This is a genomic window from Streptomyces sp. NPDC001393 (genome assembly GCF_053597455.1).
In genome coordinates this window covers 15,470-33,954 of the sequence record NZ_JBSFIH010000006.1, presented here as the reverse complement: position 1 = coordinate 33,954, position 18,485 = coordinate 15,470, and the positions used below count along the sequence as shown (strand labels likewise).

The 18,485-nt window shown below is 73.1% G+C and carries 19 protein-coding genes and 1 pseudogene; 11 read left to right on the top strand and 9 right to left on the bottom strand.

What is annotated here, in order from left to right; genetic code table 11:
- From ACWC2T_RS09725 to ACWC2T_RS09715, 3 genes are all read right to left on the bottom strand, one after another.
- Complete coding sequence (locus ACWC2T_RS09725; protein ID WP_450669838.1) at positions 1-429, bottom strand: FMN-binding protein; 429 nt, start codon at positions 427-429, stop codon at positions 1-3.
- A gap of 16 nt (positions 430-445) precedes the next feature.
- Positions 446-1,783, bottom strand: a complete 1,338-nt coding sequence (locus ACWC2T_RS09720) for a ferredoxin reductase family protein (RefSeq protein ID WP_450669837.1) — start codon at positions 1,781-1,783, stop codon at positions 446-448.
- Between the two features lie 141 nt (positions 1,784-1,924).
- Positions 1,925-3,289: a PP2C family protein-serine/threonine phosphatase gene (locus tag ACWC2T_RS09715; protein ID WP_450669836.1), complete on the bottom strand. Its 1,365-nt coding sequence runs from the start codon at positions 3,287-3,289 to the stop codon at positions 1,925-1,927.
- A gap of 351 nt (positions 3,290-3,640) precedes the next feature.
- Between ACWC2T_RS09715 and ACWC2T_RS09710 the strand changes: the two genes are divergently transcribed.
- The gene (locus ACWC2T_RS09710; RefSeq protein ID WP_450669835.1) at positions 3,641-4,543 is read left to right on the top strand and encodes a hypothetical protein; all 903 of its coding nucleotides are present in this window, start codon (positions 3,641-3,643) and stop codon (positions 4,541-4,543) included.
- Positions 4,438-6,021: a helicase C-terminal domain-containing protein gene (locus ACWC2T_RS09705; protein ID WP_450669834.1), complete on the top strand. Its 1,584-nt coding sequence runs from the start codon at positions 4,438-4,440 to the stop codon at positions 6,019-6,021. Before ACWC2T_RS09710 ends, ACWC2T_RS09705 begins: the two co-directional genes overlap by 106 nt.
- A gap of 11 nt (positions 6,022-6,032) precedes the next feature.
- Here the strand turns inward: ACWC2T_RS09705 and msrB are convergent, their stop codons facing one another.
- The 4 genes from msrB to ACWC2T_RS09685 all read right to left on the bottom strand — a co-directional run bounded on the left by msrB (position 6,033) and on the right by ACWC2T_RS09685 (position 9,431).
- Positions 6,033-6,440, bottom strand: a complete 408-nt coding sequence (gene msrB / locus ACWC2T_RS09700; RefSeq protein ID WP_450669833.1) for a peptide-methionine (R)-S-oxide reductase MsrB — start codon at positions 6,438-6,440, stop codon at positions 6,033-6,035.
- 14 nt (positions 6,441-6,454) lie between these two features.
- Positions 6,455-7,843 (bottom strand): UDP-N-acetylmuramate--L-alanine ligase, encoded by a 1,389-nt coding sequence (gene murC / locus ACWC2T_RS09695; RefSeq protein ID WP_450669832.1) that lies wholly within the window; start codon positions 7,841-7,843, stop codon positions 6,455-6,457.
- Between the two features lie 81 nt (positions 7,844-7,924).
- Positions 7,925-8,401, bottom strand: coding sequence for an indole-3-glycerol phosphate synthase (locus ACWC2T_RS09690; RefSeq protein WP_450669831.1), 477 nt, complete (start codon positions 8,399-8,401; stop codon positions 7,925-7,927).
- A gap of 151 nt (positions 8,402-8,552) precedes the next feature.
- Positions 8,553-9,431, bottom strand: a complete 879-nt coding sequence (locus ACWC2T_RS09685) for a pyrimidine reductase family protein (protein ID WP_450669830.1) — start codon at positions 9,429-9,431, stop codon at positions 8,553-8,555.
- 37 nt (positions 9,432-9,468) lie between these two features.
- Here ACWC2T_RS09685 and zapE point away from each other — a divergent pair, with 37 nt between their 5' ends.
- From zapE to ACWC2T_RS09645, 8 genes and pseudogenes are all read left to right on the top strand, one after another.
- Positions 9,469-10,572, top strand: a complete 1,104-nt coding sequence (gene zapE / locus ACWC2T_RS09680; protein ID WP_450669829.1) for a cell division protein ZapE — start codon at positions 9,469-9,471, stop codon at positions 10,570-10,572.
- Between the two features lie 200 nt (positions 10,573-10,772).
- Entirely contained in the window at positions 10,773-11,111 is a 339-nt protein-coding gene (locus ACWC2T_RS09675; RefSeq protein WP_450669828.1) for a hypothetical protein, read from the top strand.
- A gap of 79 nt (positions 11,112-11,190) precedes the next feature.
- Positions 11,191-11,769, top strand: a complete 579-nt coding sequence (locus ACWC2T_RS09670) for a carbonic anhydrase (RefSeq protein ID WP_450669827.1) — start codon at positions 11,191-11,193, stop codon at positions 11,767-11,769.
- A gap of 8 nt (positions 11,770-11,777) precedes the next feature.
- Entirely contained in the window at positions 11,778-13,259 is a 1,482-nt protein-coding gene (locus tag ACWC2T_RS09665) for a SulP family inorganic anion transporter (RefSeq protein ID WP_450669826.1), read from the top strand.
- Positions 13,260-13,361: 102 nt separating this feature from the next.
- Positions 13,362-14,162, top strand: a complete 801-nt coding sequence (locus ACWC2T_RS09660) for a slipin family protein (RefSeq protein WP_450669825.1) — start codon at positions 13,362-13,364, stop codon at positions 14,160-14,162.
- A 10-nt stretch (positions 14,163-14,172) separates the two neighbouring features.
- Positions 14,173-14,739 (top strand): YbhB/YbcL family Raf kinase inhibitor-like protein, encoded by a 567-nt coding sequence (locus tag ACWC2T_RS09655; RefSeq protein ID WP_450669824.1) that lies wholly within the window; start codon positions 14,173-14,175, stop codon positions 14,737-14,739.
- 192 nt (positions 14,740-14,931) lie between these two features.
- Positions 14,932-15,210: a hypothetical protein gene (locus tag ACWC2T_RS09650; RefSeq protein ID WP_450669823.1), complete on the top strand. Its 279-nt coding sequence runs from the start codon at positions 14,932-14,934 to the stop codon at positions 15,208-15,210.
- A 115-nt stretch (positions 15,211-15,325) separates the two neighbouring features.
- Positions 15,326-16,031: pseudogene (locus ACWC2T_RS09645) on the top strand (NAD(P)/FAD-dependent oxidoreductase); the annotation flags it as partial.
- 111 nt (positions 16,032-16,142) lie between these two features.
- Here ACWC2T_RS09645 and ACWC2T_RS09640 read toward each other — a convergent pair.
- The gene (locus ACWC2T_RS09640; protein WP_450669822.1) at positions 16,143-16,814 is read right to left on the bottom strand and encodes an ABC transporter; all 672 of its coding nucleotides are present in this window, start codon (positions 16,812-16,814) and stop codon (positions 16,143-16,145) included.
- On the bottom strand, positions 16,811-17,689 hold the full coding sequence (locus ACWC2T_RS09635; RefSeq protein ID WP_450669821.1) for an ABC transporter ATP-binding protein: 879 nt from the start codon (positions 17,687-17,689) through the stop codon (positions 16,811-16,813). Before ACWC2T_RS09635 ends, ACWC2T_RS09640 begins: the two co-directional genes overlap by 4 nt.
- A gap of 77 nt (positions 17,690-17,766) precedes the next feature.
- Here ACWC2T_RS09635 and ACWC2T_RS09630 point away from each other — a divergent pair, with 77 nt between their 5' ends.
- A complete protein-coding gene (locus ACWC2T_RS09630; RefSeq protein WP_450669820.1) occupies positions 17,767-18,483 on the top strand; it encodes a peptidyl-tRNA hydrolase in 717 nt (238 codons plus the stop codon).
- Positions 18,484-18,485 lie beyond the last annotated feature (2 nt).

The window sequence follows — 18,485 nt, the reverse complement described above, 5'->3', positions numbered from 1 at the left end:
TCACGCTCCCCTGGCGTCGATCGCGGCCTGGAGCGACTCCCGGTATCCCTGGCTCGTGATCGTGGCTCCGGACACCGAGTCGATGTGGGCGCTCTGCGCCTTGAGCGTCTCCGCGACCAGCTCCGGTACGGCCCACCGGGTCTGCGGATGGTGGGGCGCCTGGAGCATCCGCACGGAGGCGATCCGGTCGCCGCGGAAGGTCACCTCCACCTGGAAGACGCCCTTCGTGGTGCTCACCGCGGTGCCCGGGACGACCTTCTCGGCCGGCGAGGAGGGCGAACGGGACGAGGCGGACGAGGCGGCGGACGGCACGGGGGTGGGCGGCGCCGCGGGCTGCGCGGTCTCGACGGTCCCGGCCGAGGGGTGGTATCGCCACACCGGTATCAGGCCGGCGACGGTGAGGACGAAGACGGGAATGGCTCGCTTCACGGTCGGACGTCCTCTCTCAGCCCGCGAGGCTGAAACGCTCGAAGTGGATCTGCCGCTTGGGCACGCCCAGGTCGGCCAGGCTGCGCAGCACGGCGGTCATCATGCCGGGCGGCCCGCACAGGAAGACGTCCCGTTGCCCGATGTCGGGGACGAGCCGCGCCAGTTCGCCCGGGGCGAGCTTGTCGGGGGCGACCGGTCCGGTCACCAGGTGCAGCTCGGCGCCCTTGGTGAGGGCGAGGTCGCACAGCTCGTCGTAGAGGACGGCGTCGCGGTCGGTGGACACCCGGTAGATGACCACGGCGTGGCCCTGAAGTTCCTCCAGCAGCGCCCGGATGGGCGTCACACCGACGCCGCCGGCGATCAGCACGGACTCCGGGCGGGTGCGGTGCAGCGTGGTGAAGGCGCCGTAGGGGCCCTCGGCGAAGACGCGGGTGCCGGGCTTGAGGTGCCGCAGGGCGGCGCTGCCGTCGCCGACCGCCTTGGCGGTCAGGCGCAGGGTACGGCCGTCGGGGGCGGCGGACAGGGAGAACGGGTGGGCCTGCCACCAGCGGTCCCGGGTGAGGAACCGCCAGAGGAAGAACTGGCCGGCCCGGGCGGGCAGCCGGTCCAGGTCGCGGCCGGTGACATAGACGGAGACGACGTCGTCGGACTCGGGCACGACCGCCGACACCCGCAGCCGGTGCCGCAGGTTCCGCCACAGCGGCAGCACCAGCCGGCCCAGGAGGACCGAGCCGAGGGCGAAGCTCCACAGCGCGGTCCAGTACGTCCTCGCGGCGGGCGAGGAGGTGAAGGTCGTACCGGCCGCGACCTGGTGGGTGAAGGCGAGGACCACGGCGGCGTAGGTGTACAGGTGGATGAAGTGCCAGGTCTCGTAGGCGAGTCGGCGGCGTGCCCAGCGGGCGGAGACGGCGCCGACCACGACGATCAGGGCGAGCGCGACGACGGCGCGCAGCACGCCCTCGACGGTTTCGGCGAGGTTCACGAGCTGGTTCACCGGGTCCATCGAGGACGCCTGGGCGTAGCCGAAGGTGATGAACACCGCGTGCGTGAGCAGGGTCCACAGGATGCCGAAGCCGGTAAGGCGGTGCCATGAGGTCAGCCGGTCCATACCGATCCGGCGGTCCAGCCAGGGCAGCCGGGCCACCAGCAGCAGCTGGAAGGCCATCAGGAGGGCGCCGCACAGGCCGGCGAGGCGGCCCAGCACGATCAGCGGGTTCGAGGCGAATCCGGCCTGGACGAAGAACCGGGCCACAACGGCCGCGTTGACGGCCAGCAGGGCGTACAGCCCGGTGCGGGCCACGGCCCGGGGGCGGATCGTGGTGGGGGGCGCGGGGCGGGTCTGGAGGGTCGTCACGGACGCGGCTCCTTGATTCGGGTCCTGGATGACGAACTTCGCCCGGCAACGCTGTCGTTCTTCTGTCGGACGACTTCCCCTCGAGTATTGATGTGGCCGACGGGGACCGGCAGCCCGAACGGAGCCGGACGGGTGGCGCCCCTACGGCGAGACCGCGCCGGCCGACGGCCCCGGCCGGCTGTGCGGCCGGCAGGCGAGCGCGGCGACGTCGTCCTCCGCATGCCGCGCGTCCAGCCGCCCGAGGATGGTGTCCAGCACGTCCTCCAGCCCGCCCCCGCCGGAGAAGCGCACCGCGGACAGCCGCTGAAGCGACCGGTCGATGTCCTCCCCCCGCCGCTCCACCAGCCCGTCGGTGAACAGCACCAGCGTCTCCCCCGCGCCCAGCGGGTGCGTGGCCGACTCATAGCCGCCCAGCCCGGTGCCCAGCGGCGGTCCGACGGGGACGGGCATGATCGATGTCTCACCGCCGGAGCTGATGCGTGCGGGCGGCAGATGCCCCGCGCTGGCCAGCGTGACCTGGCGGCGCCCCGGGTCGACGCGGGCGAGCAGACAGGTGGCGGGCCTGAGGTCCGCCTCCCGGGAGGCGATGTCGTCCATCTGCCGCAGCACCCGGTGCGGGGGCAGGTCGGCGGAGGCGATGTAGCGCAGCGAGGAGCGGTAGACGCTCATGTCGACGGCGGCCTCCAGGCCGTGTCCCATGACGTCGCCGACGACCAGGAGGGTCCGCCCGAAGTGCAGCCGTACGGTCTCGCACCAGTCGCCGCCGACCAGGACGCCGCCGCCGGCCGGCAGATAGCGGATGGCGATGTCGAGGTTGGGGTGCGGGCGGCCGGGCTCGGAGAGCAGGGCGCGCTGCAGGTCGCCGGCGGTGCGGTTGACGCTCGCGTAGGCGCGCGCGTGCCGGATGTGAGAGGCGGCGTGCTCGGCGAGCAGGCTGAGCAGCTCGGCCTCCGCGCGGCGCAGCGGTGGCCCGGAGCGGGCCCAGACCAGGACGCCGTACCCGTCCCCGCCGCTGGTCAGCGGCGCGCACAGCGCGATCCGGGTCCGGGAGGGTGCCGCGTACTCCAGCCAGGGCTCCGGCCGTGCGCCGAGCGCCGGTGTCCCCGCGTCGCGGGCCGCCGCGGTGGCCCACCGGGCGTCGGGCAGCGCGTCGGCGTCCCCGGTGATCGCCTCGTACCCGGATATGGTCTGGCCGGTCCGGCGCATCACGGCGGCCGTGCCACCGGCCAGCCGTACGGCGAGCCGGGTCAGCTCCGTGCAGGTCGTGCCCTCGTCGAGGGTCGTGCCTATCCCGGCCAGCGCCTCCCGCAGCGCGCCCAGCAGCGTGTCGGCCGCCATGGCATCGGCGGCCGGCACGCTCCCCGCCCCCTCCGCCGAGCCCGCGACGACCGCGGAATCCCCGGCCCGCGCGGACGTCGCCGTCGCCTCGTTCCCGCCCTCGTCCTCGCGGTGGCGGCCGCTGTCAGCGGGTACGGGCCTGCGACGGGACTGTATCCAGCGCGCCACACCCAACACCCTCACAGAATCTCAAACCGGAGCGAATGCGGCACTAACCTCATCCGTCCCACTGCCCTCGGCAGCCCAGGGCAGCCCTTGAGCCGCGCTCCGGTATCCGAATGAGGTTCATCTTCGACCGGGCGGGCCATCTCGGGGATCTCTTTTGCCAGATTCCCAGATTCGGACCGCCGAAGAGTGGATCGAAAGTGGATCGGGGGCGGCCTCGGCATCGGCTCCACCGCCGTCCGGGCCCACCGGCACGCATTGTGCCGACCGGCACGCATTGTCAAGTCCGCGGGCTTCCGGTGCGGGATGGCCGGTAGGGTGCCCACAGACCCGACCAGGTGCTTTCCAGGACAGGTGATTCCCATCAGCGGCTCTCGCGGTTCGGCGCTGACGGCCTGGCTGCGCTCCCTCGGCGGTGAGCGGCTGCGGCGCGTACTCGACGCCCGACCCGATTCCGTGCGGCCACCGGAGCCGTGCACCCTCGGCGAGCTCGCCGACCGTCTCCAGCGGCCCGGGTCGGTGGCGCAGGCGCTGCAGCGTTTGCCACTCCCCTGCCTGCAGGCGGCCGAGGCGCTCGCCGCGCTGGGAACCCCGGTCTCCCCAGGGGAGCTGGCGGAGCTGCTCGGCACGGACGCGGGAGAGCTTCAACCGGCCCTGCGCACGCTCGCCGACCACGCCCTGGTGTGGCCGGGCGCGGCCGGTGAGCTGCACATGGCGGCGGCGCTGCGCAAGGCCTGGGTGTCGCCTCTCGGCCTGGGACCCGGCCTCGCGGAGCTGCTGTCCGCCAAGACCTCCGAGGAACTGCGCAAGATCGTGACGGCGCTGGGGCTCACGCCCGGGACCAGAAAACAACAGCGCCTCGACGCCGTGCTGGACCATCACGGCGACCCGGACCGGCTCCGGGAACTCCTCGACTCAGCTCCGCCACGCGCCCGGGAACTGCTGGAGCGGCACTCCGGGCCACAGCCGCCGCTCATCACGTACGGCCCGGTCGCGTCCGGCTCCGCCGAACGGTGGCTGCTGGAGCGGGCGTTGCTGGTCGGGCGCGAGTGGTCGTACGAGCCCGCCCAGATGCCCGCGGAGGTCACCCGCGCGCTGCGGGCCCCGACTGGCACGCCCCGTTCGACCCGGTCCCGCCCGCACTGGATCTGGTGCCTCGCACGGCCACCGAGGTGGAACGCGAGGCCTCTGCCGCGGCCACCGCCTTCACCGGGCAGGCCACCGCGCTCCTCGCCGCATGCGCGACGCGCCCGGTGACCGCACTCAAGTCGGGCGGCATCGGCGCGCGCGAACTGGCCCGCATCGGCAAGGCGGTTCAGTGCGAGGAGCCAGTGGTACGGCTGGTTCTGGACAGTGCGTACGAGGCCGGGCTGCTGGCCTACGAGCAAGACGCGCTACGGGCGACCGCGGCCTACGACGACTGGGCGCAGGAGGAGCCGGGCGACCGGTTCGCGGCCCTGCTCCAGGCCTGGTGGCTGCTCGGGCGCACCCCGTCCGCCGCCCGCGACGACGAGGGCAAGGTCCTGCCCGCGGCGGCCCGGACGCCGCCCTGCTCCGGCTGTCTGGCCGCCCGTCACGGACTGCTGACCGCCGCTGCGGGTCTGCCCGCCTCCTGTGGCGCACGGAATCCGGCCGACCTGGGTTCCCTGGTGGCCTGGCACCGGCCGTTCGCCGACGAACTCCCGCAGGACACATCGCCGTTCGCCTCGGTGATCCGGGAGGCCGAACTGCTGGGTGTGCTCGCCCGCGGCGCCCTGTCCCCGCTCGGCGCGGCCCTGCTGCACGACGATCCGGCCGCGTTGCACGACCGCGTCGAGCGGCTGCTGCCGGGCGCCACCGGGAAGGCCCGTATCGGCGCGGATCTCACCGCCGTGGTGACCGGTACGCCCACCGCCGGCCTCGCGGCGCTCCTGGACTCGCTCGCCGACCGGGAAGCCCGCGGCACCGCCTCCGTCTGGCGGTTCAGCCCGGCGTCGCTGCGCCGCGCCCTGGACGCGGGCAGCACCCCGGAAGAGATCGAGTCCGAGCTTTCCGGAGTCGTGGAAGGCCCGCTGCCCCAGCCCCTCACCTACCTGATCAGCGACACGGCCCGCCGGCACGGCCGGATCCGCCTCGCCGCCGCGGCCTGCGTGATCCACAGCGACGACGCGGCACTGCTCGCCGAGATCTCCGCACACCGCCGGCTGTCCCGACTGGGCCTGCGCAGGGTCGCCCCGACCGTCGTGCTCTGCCGCACCACGCTGCCCAAGGCCCTGGACGCCCTGCGCGCCGAAGGGTACGCGCCGGTGGCCGAGACGGAGGACGGAGCGGTGCGCATCGAGCGACCCGAGCAACCCCGCGCCGCCCACGTCCTGCCCCGCCCGCGCCGCCCCCGGACGTCCCCCGGTCCGGCGGCCCTCGCGCCGACGCCGGAACTGGCGGTCCGCCTGCTGTCCGCCCCCGACCGCGCGCCGCGCCCCGATCCCGAGCGCGGCATTCCGTTCGCGTCCGACACCGAAGAGATCCTCGCCGGCTACGCGAAGGCGCTGACGCTGACCGACATCCGCCAACTCGCCCACGCCATCCACCAGGGCGAGCCCATCACCATCGAGTACGTCGCGGCGTCCGGCAACCACACCATCCGCACGGTGAGCGAGCTCGAATTCGACCCGCCCTATCTGTACGCCTACTGCCACCTGCGGGAGGACCAGCGAGTCTTCACCCTCTCCCGGATCCAGGCGGTCCTGCCCGCGTGACGGCGCGGACCTCAGTCCTCGGCCGGCTGCAGCCGCAACGAGATCGAGTTGATGCAGTACCGCTGATCCGTGGGCGTCGGGTAACCCTCACCCTCGAACACGTGCCCGAGATGGGAGCCGCACCGCGCGCACCGCACCTCGGTGCGGACCATGCCGTGGGAGCGGTCCTCGACCAGTTCCACCGCGTCGGTGTCCTTCGGGTCGTAGAAGGACGGCCAGCCGCAGTGCGACGCGAACTTCGTGTCCGAGGTGAACAGGTCGGCGCCGCAGGCCCGGCAGGAGTAGACGCCCTCGGTCTTGGTGTCGGTGTACTCACCGGTGAAGGCGGGCTCGGTGCCGGCCTGCCGCAGCACGGCGTACTCGGCCGGCGTCAGCTCCGCGCGCCACTGCTCGTCCGGCTTCTCGACCTCGTACGACATGAGCGTCAGCCCCTTCACTGCGACAGGCGGTCCAGGATCAGCGGGCCCAGGTCGGTCACGTCGCCCGCGCCCATGGTGAGAACGAGATCGCCGGGCTTGGCCATTCCCGCGATCACCGCCGGGATCTCCGCCTTGTCGTGCACGGCGGTGACGTCGGCGCCGGCGGTTCGTGCGGCCTCGATGATGAGGTCGCTGGTCACGCCGGGGATCGGGTCCTCGCGGGCCGGGTAGATGTCCAGGACCACCGAGGCGTCGGCGAGGGCGAGGGCCCCGCCCATCTCCTTGCCCAGTTCCTGGGTGCGGGAGAACAGGTGCGGCTGGAAGACGACGAGGATGCGGGAGTCGCCGGCGGCGGCGCGCATGGCCTCCAGGTCGGCGGTCATCTCGGTGGGGTGGTGGGCGTAGGAGTCGATGACCTGCACCCCGGCGGCCTCGCCCTTGAGCTGCAGGCGCCGCTTGACGCCGGTGTAGGCGGCGAGCGCGGGCGCGAGCCGGGCGGCCGGGACGCCGAGGGCGGCACCGGCGGTGAGCGCGGCGACGGCGTTGAGGGCGTAGTGACGGCCGGGCACGGAGACGGCGAAGGTCAGCTCCTGCCCGTCCAGGACCGCGGTTACCTGGCTCTTCAGGCCCTGCGGGACGATCGACAGCACCCGTACGTCGGCGTCCTCGGCCTCGCCGTACGTCACCGTCCGCACGGTCCCCGCCAGCCGCCGGGTGAGCTCCCGGGCGCCCTCGTGGTCGGCGGAGATCACCAGGGTGCCGCCGGGGACGATCTTCCCGGCGAAGGTCTCGAAGGACTCGTAGATCTCGTCCATCGAGGCGTAGTTGGCGTGGTGGTCCAGCTCGACGTTGAGGACGATGGCGACCTCGGGGGCGTACTTGTGGAAGCTGCGGTCCGATTCGTCGGCCTCGGCGACGAAGATGTCGCCCTCGCCGTGCAGCGCGTTGGAGCCGGGCGCGTCCAGGTCGCCGCCGATGGCGTACGACGGCTCCAGGCCCAGTTCGGTGAGGGAGACGGCCAGCATCGAGGTGGTCGTCGTCTTTCCGTGGGTACCGGCCACGGCGATCGGGCGCAGCCCCTCCATCAGCGCGGCGAGCGCGTCGGAGCGGTGCACCACCGGGATGCCCAGCTCGGCCGCGCGGGCCAGCTCGGGGTTGTCCTTGCGGATCGCCGAGGAGACGACGACACAGCTCGCGTCGTCGGCGAGGTGCTCGGCGGCGTGCCCGATGTGCACGGTCACGCCGAGCGCCCGCAGCGCCTCGACGGTCGCCGACTCCTTGGCGTCGCTGCCGGCCACCTTGGCCCCGCGCTGCGCGAGGATCTTGGCGATCCCCGACATCCCGGCGCCGCCGATGCCGATGAAGTGCGGTCGGTCCATGGCGGTAGGAAGGCCGGGTGCCATGTGGTTCTCCCCAAGATTCCGGTACGACGCTGAGCGGGCCCTAGCCTATGCCGATCTCCTGACCATCTTTGACAGCCGAGGTCACTGCACCTTGCTGTGCGAGAACAGCTTCAGCACCGGCACCCCCACCCTGTGCCGCGCCCGGGAGGCCCAGTCCCGGTGGAAGAACTCCTCCACGTAGTGCGGATCGGTGAGCACGATCACCTCGTCGGCGCCCACCTCGGCGACCAGGGACTTCAGCGCGTCCAGCGGATGGTCCTCCACCATCTGCCCCTCCGCCCGGCTCCCGGCCGCCCGCAGCGCCTGCACCGAGACGTCCAGAGCCTGCTGCCCGACGCTCCTGGCGTCCTCCCCTTCGGGCGTCTCGTGTTCGCGGACCGCCTCGTCGAGCTCGCCGAGCGCGATGTCGTCGATGGCCCGCAGCAGGCGGTCGGCCTGGTCGCCGCGCGGCTGGAGGAGCACGTGGAACGCGACCGGCTCGTCCCCGTGCAAGGTGGTGACGAACTCCACGTCGGCGGCCGTCAAAGCCTTCTCGATCATCAGAACGCTGGTGAACACCGAACGCCTCTTCTCCTCCGTGGGCCCGGACAAGGCCCCTGCGGAAACCATCCTGCCCCGTGATCGCACGAGTTCTGCCGGTACCTAAGTCTGCCCTCCGCAGGCTAAACGGAACGGCACATTCCGCTGATTTCAGGACCGTCGATCGATTTCAGGACCGCCGGTAGCGGCCGAACAGAAATCCGGCGTCCTCCAGGAGGGACGCGAGTTCGAACCGGTGCGGCACGGCGACCGCCGGCCCCCCGGCGATGCGCTGGGCGTCGCCCGCGGTGAGCATGGGCGAGAGGGTCAGGCACAGCTCGTCCAGCACCTCCGCGGCCACCAGCTGACCGAGCAGCCGGGGACCGCCCTCGGTGAGCAGCCGGGTGTGGCCGAGGGCGGCCAGGGCAGCCACCGCCGCCGCGGGGTCGATGCCGCTGCCCTCACCGGCGACCACCACCGTGGCGCCGGCCTTCTCGGCGGCGGCGACGCGGTCGGGGGCGGCCGCGGATCCGGTCAGGACCAGCGTGGGCACCAGGGGCGAGGTGAACAGCGGGAGCGAGAAGTCCAGGTCCAGGCTCGCGGTGACGACCGCGATCGCCGGGGCCGGGCCCTGTCCGGCGGCCTGACGGGCCTCGGCGAACTCGGCACGCGCGCGTGCGGGGCGGTACCCCTCCTGGCGTACCGTTTCCGCACCCACCACGATCACGTCCGCGAGCGCCCGCAGCGTGCCGAAGATCCGCATGTCGGCGGCGCTGGAGATGGGCTGGGAGCGCCCCTCGTGCTGGGCGGCGCCGTCGAGTGTGGAGACCATGTTGGCCCGCAGCCAGGGCCGCGGGGGGCCCGGCGGCTCCGGGTAGGCGTAGGCGGCGGCCAGCTCGGCGAGACTCCACTCCCGGTCGACGTGGGCGTCATGGTCGGCGTGGGCGCCGGCACCACCGGGCGCATGCGCCACCAGCGCCCCGGCAGCCCCCCTCATCCCCCCTCTCTCGGCCGTCCCGCCGGAGGCCTGGGCTGCTGTTTCGTCGGTCACAGGGAACAGGCGTCGCATGTCGTGCAGTGTGGCACGGCGCTTAGCATGGACAACCGTGTCGTCCTCCACCACCTCCCCCGGATCCAGCCCTCTGACCGACGCGGGCCCCCTGTCCCTGTGCACCCGCGAGCCGCACGTCCCCGCGGACCGGCTGGTCGCCGAGATGGTCCCGCCCCCACGCTTCGACTCGGTCCGCTTCTCGACGTACATACCGGACCCGAACCAGCCCAGCCAGAGCGAGGCCGTGCAGGTCCTCGAGGGCTTCGCGGGCGGCCTCGGCGGGGCGCACGCCTCGGGCGCCGGCCGGCGCGGCCTCTTCGGCTTCGGCAGGGCCAGGGCGCCCAAGGCCCCGGCCGGCCCGCGCGGGGTCTATCTGGACGGCGGCTACGGCGTCGGCAAGACCCACCTGCTCGCCTCCCTGTGGCACGCCACCCCCGCCGAGCCCGCGCTCAAGGCCTTCGGCACCTTCGTGGAGCTGACGAACCTGGTCGGCGCCCTCGGCTTCCAGCAGACCGTGCAGACCCTCTCCGGCCACCGTCTGCTGTGCATCGACGAGTTCGAACTGGACGACCCGGGCGACACGGTCCTGGTGTCGACCCTGCTCGGCAAGCTGGTCGAGGCGGGCGTGGCGCTCGCCGCCACCTCCAACACACTGCCGGGCAAGCTGGGCGAGGGCCGGTTCGCCGCCGCCGACTTCCTGCGCGAGATCCAGGGCCTGTCGGCCCACTTCCGCACCCTGCGCATCGACGGCGAGGACTACCGCCACCGCGGTCTGCCCGAGGCGCCGACGCCCTTCACCGACGAAGAGGTGACGAAGGCGGCGTACGCCACCGAGGGCGCCTCGCTGGACGACTTCCCGCATCTGCTGGAGCACCTGGCCAAGGTGCACCCGAGCCGTTACGGCGCGCTGACCGACGGGGTGAAGGCGGTGTGCCTCACCGATGTGGCACCGGTGCCGGACCAGTCGACGGCGCTGCGGCTCGTGGTGCTCGCGGACCGGCTCTACGACCGCGAGGTCCCGGTCCTGGCCTCGGGGCTGCCGTTCGACAGGCTGTTCAGCGAGGAGATGCTGAACGGCGGCTACCGCAAGAAGTACTTCCGCGCGATATCCCGGCTGACCGCGCTCGCCCGCGACGCGAAGGGACTCGTCGGCTCCTAGTCAAGGGTCGGCTCCTGGCCAAGGGTCGACTCCTGGTCAAGGGCGAAATCGCGCCACCGACCGGCACTTTTCACGCTCTCTTGCGCTCGTAACGCGCAGTTAACCCTGCAAAGGACTTTGCAGGGTTAATGTGTTTCTTGACCAAGCATTGACCAATGCTTGGCGCGCGCGAGGGCCGTGGACTTCCGGAAGGGGGGCGCATGTTCCGAGGTACGACGACCAGGACCGTGCTCGTCGCCCTGACGGTCGCCCTGCTCGCCCTGCTGTCCCCGGCACCCACGGAAACCTTCGCACCTGCGCACACTCTCGGTGAAGCAACGGCCAAGGCCGAGGCCGGAACCGCGTCGTCCGAACTCCCGGCGGGTGACGAGGCGGACGCGGTCCGCGGTCCCGCCTCCCGCTGCGTGCGGCACCACCCGCTGATAACCGGCCGGGTAGCCGGTGCCGGCCCCTCACACACGCCCGGCACCGCGCACGGCCCGGCCCCCGCAGCCTCCAGAGCCCACGCCCCGGCAGCCCTTCAGGTCTTCCGCTGCTGACAGGTGCTCAGCCTTTCCCCCCACAACCCGTCGTTCAAGTCCGACGTGCCGCTCAGGCACGCCAGGAGGAACCACATACATGCAGCCCCTCATCGACAACGCCCGTACCTTCGGACAGCGCCCTGAGGAGTTCGCCAGGCTCGCCGAAGGCCAGTCCCCGCAGGTGCTGTTCATCACCTGCTCCGACTCCCGGGTCGTCCCGGCCCTGATCACGGGCGCCCGCCCCGGCCAGCTCTTCGAGCTGCGCACCGCGGGCAACATCGTCCCGCCCCACACCTCGCAGCACCCCACCAGCGAGGCCGCCACCATCGAGTACGCCGTGGAGGTGCTCGGCGTCCGCGACATCGTGGTCTGCGGTCACTCGCACTGCGGCGCCGTCGGCGCGATGGTGCGCGGCGACGACCTGACCGCCGTACCCGCCGTGCGCGACTGGCTCGCGCACGCCACCCCGCGCCCGGCCGGCCAGGCCGAGGACCCGGAGGTCGCCGCGGGCGTGCAGGCCCACGTCCTGACCCAGCTGCTGCGGCTGCGCTCGTACCCGTGCGTCGAGCGGCGGCTGACGGAGGGTCGGCTCGGCCTGCACGCCTGGTACTACGAGGTGCACACCGGCGCCGTACGGGCGCACCGCCCGCAGACCGACACCTTCGAGTCCCTGTGAGCGCGCCGATGACCAGCAAGGACACCCTCATATCCCGTTTCCCGCACCTGCGGCAGGACTTCGCCGCCTCGCTCGTCGTCTTCCTGGTCGCGCTGCCGCTGTGCGTGGGCGTGGCCGTCGCCTCCGGGGTCCCGGCCGAACTCGGCCTGGTCACCGGCATCGTGGGCGGCCTCGTCACCGGGCTGATGCGCGGCAGCAGCCTGCAGGTGTCGGGTCCGGCGGCCGGCCTGACCGTGCTCGTCTTCGAGGCGGTCACGGAGTTCGGGCTGCCGGCGCTCGGCGTGATCGTGCTCGCCTCCGGACTCCTGCAGGTGGCGATGGGCCTGCTGAGGCTGGGTCGCTGGTTCCGCGCCATCTCGGTCTCCGTCGTCGAGGGCATGCTGGCCGGAATCGGACTGGTGCTCGTCGCCGGGCAGTTGTATCCGGCGCTGGCCGCCAAGGCCCCCGACTCCGGCCTGGGCAAGATCGCCGGGCTGCCCGGGGCATTCCTGGACGCCCTGGGCGATGGAGCGGCACTGGCCTCGTTCGCGGTGTGCGCGGGCACGATCGCGGTGCTGCTGCTGTGGCAGCGCGTCCCGGCGAAGGCGCGGACACTGCCCGGCCCGCTGGCCGCGGTCGGACTCGCCACGGTGGCCGCGTTCGCGCTGGACCTGCCGGTGGCCACGGTCGAGGTGCGGGGCCTGCTGGGCGCGGTCCAGCCGCCGCCGCTGAGCGCCTTCGGCGAGCTGGCGGGCATCGGGCTGCTCGGCACGGTCGTCGCCTTCACGCTGATCGCGTCCGCCGAGTCGCTGTTCAGCGCGGCGGCCGTGGACCGGCTGCACTCCGGGCCGCGCACCGAGTACGACAAGGAGCTCCTCGCCCAGGGCGCGGGCAACACCATCTGCGGGCTGCTGGGCGCGCTGCCGATGACCGCGGTGATCGTGCGCAGCGCGGCCAACGTCCAGGCGGGCGCCCGTACCAAGGCCTCCCGCGTCCTGCACGGCGTGTGGCTGCTGCTGTTCGCCGCGCTGCTGCCGGGTGTGCTCGCGTACCTCCCGATCCCGGCCCTCGCGGGCATCCTGATCCACTCGGGCGCCAAGCTGGTCCCGGTCCGGGCGCTGGCCCTGCTGTGGCGCGAGCACCGGGGCGAGGCGCTGATCCTCACGGTGACCGCGGTCTCGATCGTGGCGGTCAGCATGTTCGAGGGCGTGCTGATCGGCCTGGCGATGGCGGTGGTGAAGACGGCCTGGCAGGCCTCGCACGTCACGCTGGAGGTCGTCGACAAGGGCGCGGGCCCGGTCGAGGCCCACCTGACGGGCAACGCGACCTTCCTGCGGCTGCCGAAGATCCTGGACAGCCTGGAGTCGCTGCCCAAGGACCGACCGGTCCGCCTGGACCTGTCCGGCCTGCACCACCTGGACCACGCCTGCCGTACGGCCCTGGAGAACTGGGCCGAGCGGCACAGCGCGGTGGGGACGGAGCCGGTGAGACTGACGGTGCCGGTGGGCTGAGGACGGGCGAGGCGGCGGACCCCGTCCCGGCTCGGTCGGCCGGGAAGTGGCATATCGTTACAGCAGCGGACAAACAACAGACCTCTCGGTGAGGAGGTCACCATGGTCCAGGAGCTGCTGGGAGCGATCGCCGGGGCGGGGTGCGCCGGACTGGTGTATCTGGCGATGGCGGCCCGGGTGGTCAAGCAGTACGAACGGGGCGTGCTCTTCCGCCTCGGGCGCGTCGCGGGTGACGTACGGGCCCCGGGGTTCAACCTGATCATCCCCGTCGTGGACCGGCTGCAGAAGGTCAACATGCAGATCGTGACGCTGCCGGTCCCCGCCCAGGAGGGCATCACCCGCGACAACGTCACCGTCCGCGTGGACGCGGTCGTCTACTTCAAGGTGGTCGACGCGGTGAGCGCGCTGGTGAAGGTCGAGGACTACAAGTTCGCGGTGTCGCAGATGGCCCAGACGTCCCTCAGGTCGATCATCGGCAAGAGCGACCTGGACGATCTGCTCTCCAACCGCGAGAAGCTCAACCAGGGTCTGGAGCTGATGATCGACAGCCCGGCCGTCGGCTGGGGCGTCCAGGTCGACCGGGTGGAGATCAAGGACGTCTCGCTGCCGGACACGATGAAGCGGTCCATGGCCCGCCAGGCCGAGGCCGACCGGGAGCGCAGGGCCCGGATCATCAACGCCGACGCCGAGTACCAGGCCTCCAAGAAGCTGGCCGAGGCCGCCCAGCAGATGGCCGACACCCCCGCCGCCCTCCAGCTGCGGCTGCTGCAGACGGTGATGGCGGTGTCCGCCGAGAAGAACTCCACGCTGGTCCTGCCCATCCCGGTGGAGCTGCTGCGTTTCCTGGAGCGGGGCAGCCAACCGGCCGCGCCGAACGGTGACGGGGAGCTCCGCTCGGGCTAGCGTGCCGGACATGCACAGGAGCTGGGTGATCACCGTGGCCGCGATGGCCGCCGTGACGGCGGTGGCAGGCTGCGAGGGAGGCGGCAGCGGCGGATCAGCCGCCGCGCCCTCCCTCACCGCCATCGGCCGGCTGACCGTCATCAGCAGCGCCTACGCCGAGGGCGGCACGATCCCGCGACGGCACACGTGCGACGGCGCCGACGTCTCGCCCCCGCTCGCCCTGGGCGCCGCACCCGCGCACACGGCCTCCCTGGCCCTCGTCCTGCGGGATGCCGATGCGGCGCACGGCACGTTCGCACACTGGCTGGTGTGGGACATCGCTCCGCACACCCGGCAGCTGTCCGCCGGGGAGCATCCGCGGGGCGCGAGCGAGGGCCGCAACGACTTCGGGAGGACCGGGTACGGCGGTCCCTGTCCGCCGCGCGGCGACCGGCCGCACCGCTATGTCCTCACGGTGTACGCCGTGGACCGGCGGGTGCCGCTCGCCGCGGGAGCCTCGCGGGCGGATCTGCTGCGGGCGCTTTCCGGGCACACGGTTGCCGTGGGCACGTTGACGGGCCGGTACGGCCGCAGCTAGCGCGCCCGGGGGACCGGCGGCGGCGAGACCGGCGTCTTCGATCGCTCGCTGTGGCCCGCCTGCCAGGAGACGAAGGACGCCTGAAACCCGGCGCGTCGTTGCCCAGTATGCGATATTTTCACACTAATCTCCATGACTGTAAGCGGTCGAACCATTACGCACCGCATCCACACTCACACCCATGGAGATGACATGCGCAGACTTCGCAAGGCCGCCGTTCTGCTCGCGGCGCTCGGCAGCGTGAGCCTCCTGCCCGCCGGCACCGCCTACGCCGGCGGAGGACACGACGACGAGGGCAAGGTCCTGCAGAGCTCCAACTGCAAGGACCACGACCTGAATCTCGACGTCCTGGGCGAGGTCGGCATCCTCAACGGCCTGCTGGGCAACGCGCTCAACGGCGAGGGCGACCCGGGTGCCCAGGGCACCCACATCGGCTCGACCATGGGCTGCAACAACAGCGCCGGCAGGTAACAGGCCGGTTCGGACCCCATGACGGCGGCAGCGGTGGCAGGCCGGTCTTCCGGTGGACCGGTCTGTGCACCCGCCGCCGGCATGGAAGGCGTGGCGGCCTCACGCGCGCACGGGCATGCACCCTGGCGAAACCGCATGCGCGCGTGAGGCCGCCGCGCCCGTGCACCCCCCGGCGCCACGACTGGACGTGGAGGTGGCCGTCGTCGGCGCGGGCATCGCCCGGCTGAGCACCGCGCACGAACTGGCCCGGGCCGGGCTGGGGGTGGCGGTGCTGGAGGCCGGGCGGGTGGCGGCGGGGGTCACCGGTTGCACCACGGCCAAGCGCCTGTTCGCAGTCGGAGGCGATCGAGCACGCGGCGGGGCTGCCGGCCGCGTTCACGACGGAGACGGCGCTGCCGTTCCCGGTGGCGGGCGCGGTCCGGGTGGCCGGGCAGGCGCAGTTCCACTCGGTCAGGTACCTGCGGGCGATCACCGACGATCTCGTGGCGCACGGCGGTCGGGTCCACGAGCACACGCGGGTCGTCGGGCTGCAGGAGGGCGGAGAGCCCTGCCGCCTGACGACCGAGGGGGGCCACACGGTCACCGCCCGGGACGTCGTGATCGCCACCCATTACCCGGCGTTCGACCGGGCGCTGCTCTTCGCCCGGCTCTCCCCGCGCCGCGAGCTCGTCGTCGCGGGCCCGCTGGGCGAGGGCCCCGATCCGGAGGGCATGTACATCACGCCGGAGGACTGTAGTGGTTGTCATGCACTGCGCCCGCAGCGCCGCCCCGACCACCGAGCGGGTCGTCCGCGCGGTCGTACCGGCACTGCAGGGACGGGGCCACGCGTTCGTGAAGGTCTCCGAGCTGATCGGCGAGACGGCCGGCCATCGGTGAGCCGTCCTGCGCCGGCGGCATGAGTGGGGGAGGCTGGAGGCCGGCGGAGCGCCTGCTCAGGGTGAGCGGCGGGCGGTGAGCCGGGCGGCCGCGGCGAAGGCGGCGGCCGTGAGCAGGGTCGCCCCGGCCAGCGGGAGCAGCGGCAGTGGCGCCCGGCCGGTCTGCGAACCGGTGACCAGGCCACTGACCGCGGCCTGCGCCGGGGAGCCGGTGAGCACCACCGCCAGCAGCGCGCCCAGCAGCATCGCGGGCACCGCACGGCCGGTGGAGCGCATGAGTGGCCGGTTGGTGAGCGCGCCCACGGCCGCACCGAGCAGCGCGCAGGTGAGCGTGGCCGGCAGCCCGGCCGCGCCCGCCCGCGGCAGGGGTATGCGGACCTGGTGCCCGTTGCTCGCCGGATCGCTGATCAGCGTCACCACCACGGTCGCCACCACCCCGAGCGCCACCGACGCCAGCAGCGCCGTCAGGAGAGCTGCGAGGTGCGCCCGGGCGGGGCCGCGGGCGGCGGCGACACAGGCGCGGGCCGCATCCGGCTCGCCGGTGACGCAGATCCGCACCAGCCAGGCGGCCACCGGGAGCAGACCGGCGGCCGTGTAACCGAGCGAGTCGAGGACGGGCTGACCGCTCTGCACACCGATCCCGAGGAACGCGGCGTACAGGATCACCGGCGGCAGCCAGCGCTGGGAGCGCACCAGCAGGTCGGCCTGGTAGCGCAGGAGTGCGGTCATGGGCGGCTTCCGGGGTTCGGTGCGGGATCGTCCGGGGGCGGCGTGACGCTCACGACGTGCCAGGGCGGGCGGGCCGTGAGCAGGGTGCGCAGGACGACGTCGGAGTGGGAGGCGGGGACGGCGAGGCGGTAGCGGCCGGGAGCGGTCTCCTCGGCAAAGGCGGCGGTGCGGTCCGCGTCGGGCGGCAGTGGTGCGCCGGCCGGTCCGCGCACGGTGACCACGGTGAGCGGTCCGGCCGGTGAACTCCCGCTGTCCGTACGGCGCTTGAGGCCACCGTCGAGCACCGTGTACGTCGCGTCGGGTGCCCCGGCCAGCCGGCGCGGGTCGTGGTCCACGAAGACCACGGCGCCCCCGGCGGCGGTCCGCTCGGCCACCGCCCGTTCCAGCTCGGCCCGCGCGGCCGCATCCAGGCCGGTCCAGGCCTCGTCCAGCACCAGCAGCTCCGGCTCGCCGAGCAGGGCCTGCGCGACGGCCACCTTCTGGCTGCTGCCCTTCGACAGCTGGGCCATGGGCGTACCGGCGTACGCCCCGGCGCCGAAGCGCTCCAGCCAGGTGCCCGCGACGCGTTGTGCCGTCCGGCGGCTCAGGCCGTGCACCGTGCCGAGGTGGGTGAGGTAGCCCAGAGCGGTGAAGGGGAGGGCGGAGGGGAAGCGTTCGGGGACGTACGCGGTGCGGGGGCGGCCGGTGACACGGCCCTCGCTGGGGGCGTCGAGCCTGGCGAGGAGGCGGAGCAGGGTGGACTTTCCGGTGCCGTTCGCTCCCTCGATGCGCACGAGGGTGCCCGGCGGGACGGTGAGGTCGACGCCTCGTAACACCCAGGGCCCGCGGAAGCCGTACCGGCGGCCCACGCCTGCCAGCCGTAGATCACGTTGCATGGGGTCATTGTGGCTGGTCGCCCGCACGCGGCGGAGCCCCGGACGGGCACGGCCCCGCGCCCCTTAGGGTTGGCTGCGTGAGCCATGTTCCAGCCTCCCCCTCAGACAGTCCCTTCCACACCGAGCGCACCCCGCGTGACGAGGCGCCCCAGTTCGTGCTGCCCCTCGTCGCGCGGATCGAGAAGAGCGCGCCGCCCGCGCGTACCGACGCGCTGGAGACGGCCGCCCGGGCGGTGCTGGAGCTGCTCGGGGACGAACGGGCGCACGGGGACGGCGAGTGGGCCGAGGCGGTGCGGAGCTGGGAGGACGCGCGGATCCGCAAGGTCGTCCGGCGGGCCCGGGGCGCCGAGTGGCGGCGGGCCGAGGCGCTGCCGGGGATCACGGTGACCGGCAAGTCCGCCGAGGTGCGGGTCTTTCCGCCGATCCCGCTCGACGGCTGGCCCAAGGACCTGGCCAAGCTCCAGGTCTCCGGCACCGAGCTGGACGACCCGGAGCCGCCCGCCGCCGCCGACCCGGCCCAGCCGGTGCTGTGGCTGAACCCCGAGCTGGAGATGTCGGCCGGGAAGGCGATGGCGCAGGCCGGGCACGGTGCCCAGCTGGCCTGGTGGGCGTTGTCCGACGCGGAGCGCGGCGCCTGGCGGGACGCGGGCTACGCGCTTGCCGTGCGCAGGGCCGGCCCCGCCGACTGGGCACGGCTGACCGGCAGCGGACTGCCGGTCGTCCGGGACGCCGGCTTCACGGAGATCGCGCCGGGCAGCTGCACGGTCGTCGCCGACCACCCGGCGCTGCGCTAGGA

Bases quoted from the DNA above. Each gene is read 5' to 3' on its own strand.
- ACWC2T_RS09665 (WP_450669826.1), top strand. From the start codon at position 11,778: ATGACCAGCAAGGACACCCTCATATCCCGTTTCCCGCACCTGCGGCAG.
- ACWC2T_RS09670 (WP_450669827.1), top strand. From the start codon at position 11,191: ATGCAGCCCCTCATCGACAACGCCCGTACCTTCGGACAGCGCCCTGAG.
- ACWC2T_RS09640 (WP_450669822.1), bottom strand. From the start codon at position 16,814: ATGACCGCACTCCTGCGCTACCAGGCCGACCTGCTGGTGCGCTCCCAG.
- murC (WP_450669832.1), bottom strand. From the start codon at position 7,843: ATGGCACCCGGCCTTCCTACCGCCATGGACCGACCGCACTTCATCGGC.
- msrB (WP_450669833.1), bottom strand. From the start codon at position 6,440: ATGTCGTACGAGGTCGAGAAGCCGGACGAGCAGTGGCGCGCGGAGCTG.
- ACWC2T_RS09650 (WP_450669823.1), top strand. From the start codon at position 14,932: ATGCGCAGACTTCGCAAGGCCGCCGTTCTGCTCGCGGCGCTCGGCAGC.
- ACWC2T_RS09635 (WP_450669821.1), bottom strand. From the start codon at position 17,689: ATGCAACGTGATCTACGGCTGGCAGGCGTGGGCCGCCGGTACGGCTTC.
- ACWC2T_RS09675 (WP_450669828.1), top strand. From the start codon at position 10,773: ATGTTCCGAGGTACGACGACCAGGACCGTGCTCGTCGCCCTGACGGTC.
- ACWC2T_RS09655 (WP_450669824.1), top strand. From the start codon at position 14,173: ATGCACAGGAGCTGGGTGATCACCGTGGCCGCGATGGCCGCCGTGACG.
- ACWC2T_RS09660 (WP_450669825.1), top strand. From the start codon at position 13,362: ATGGTCCAGGAGCTGCTGGGAGCGATCGCCGGGGCGGGGTGCGCCGGA.
- ACWC2T_RS09685 (WP_450669830.1), bottom strand. From the start codon at position 9,431: ATGCGACGCCTGTTCCCTGTGACCGACGAAACAGCAGCCCAGGCCTCC.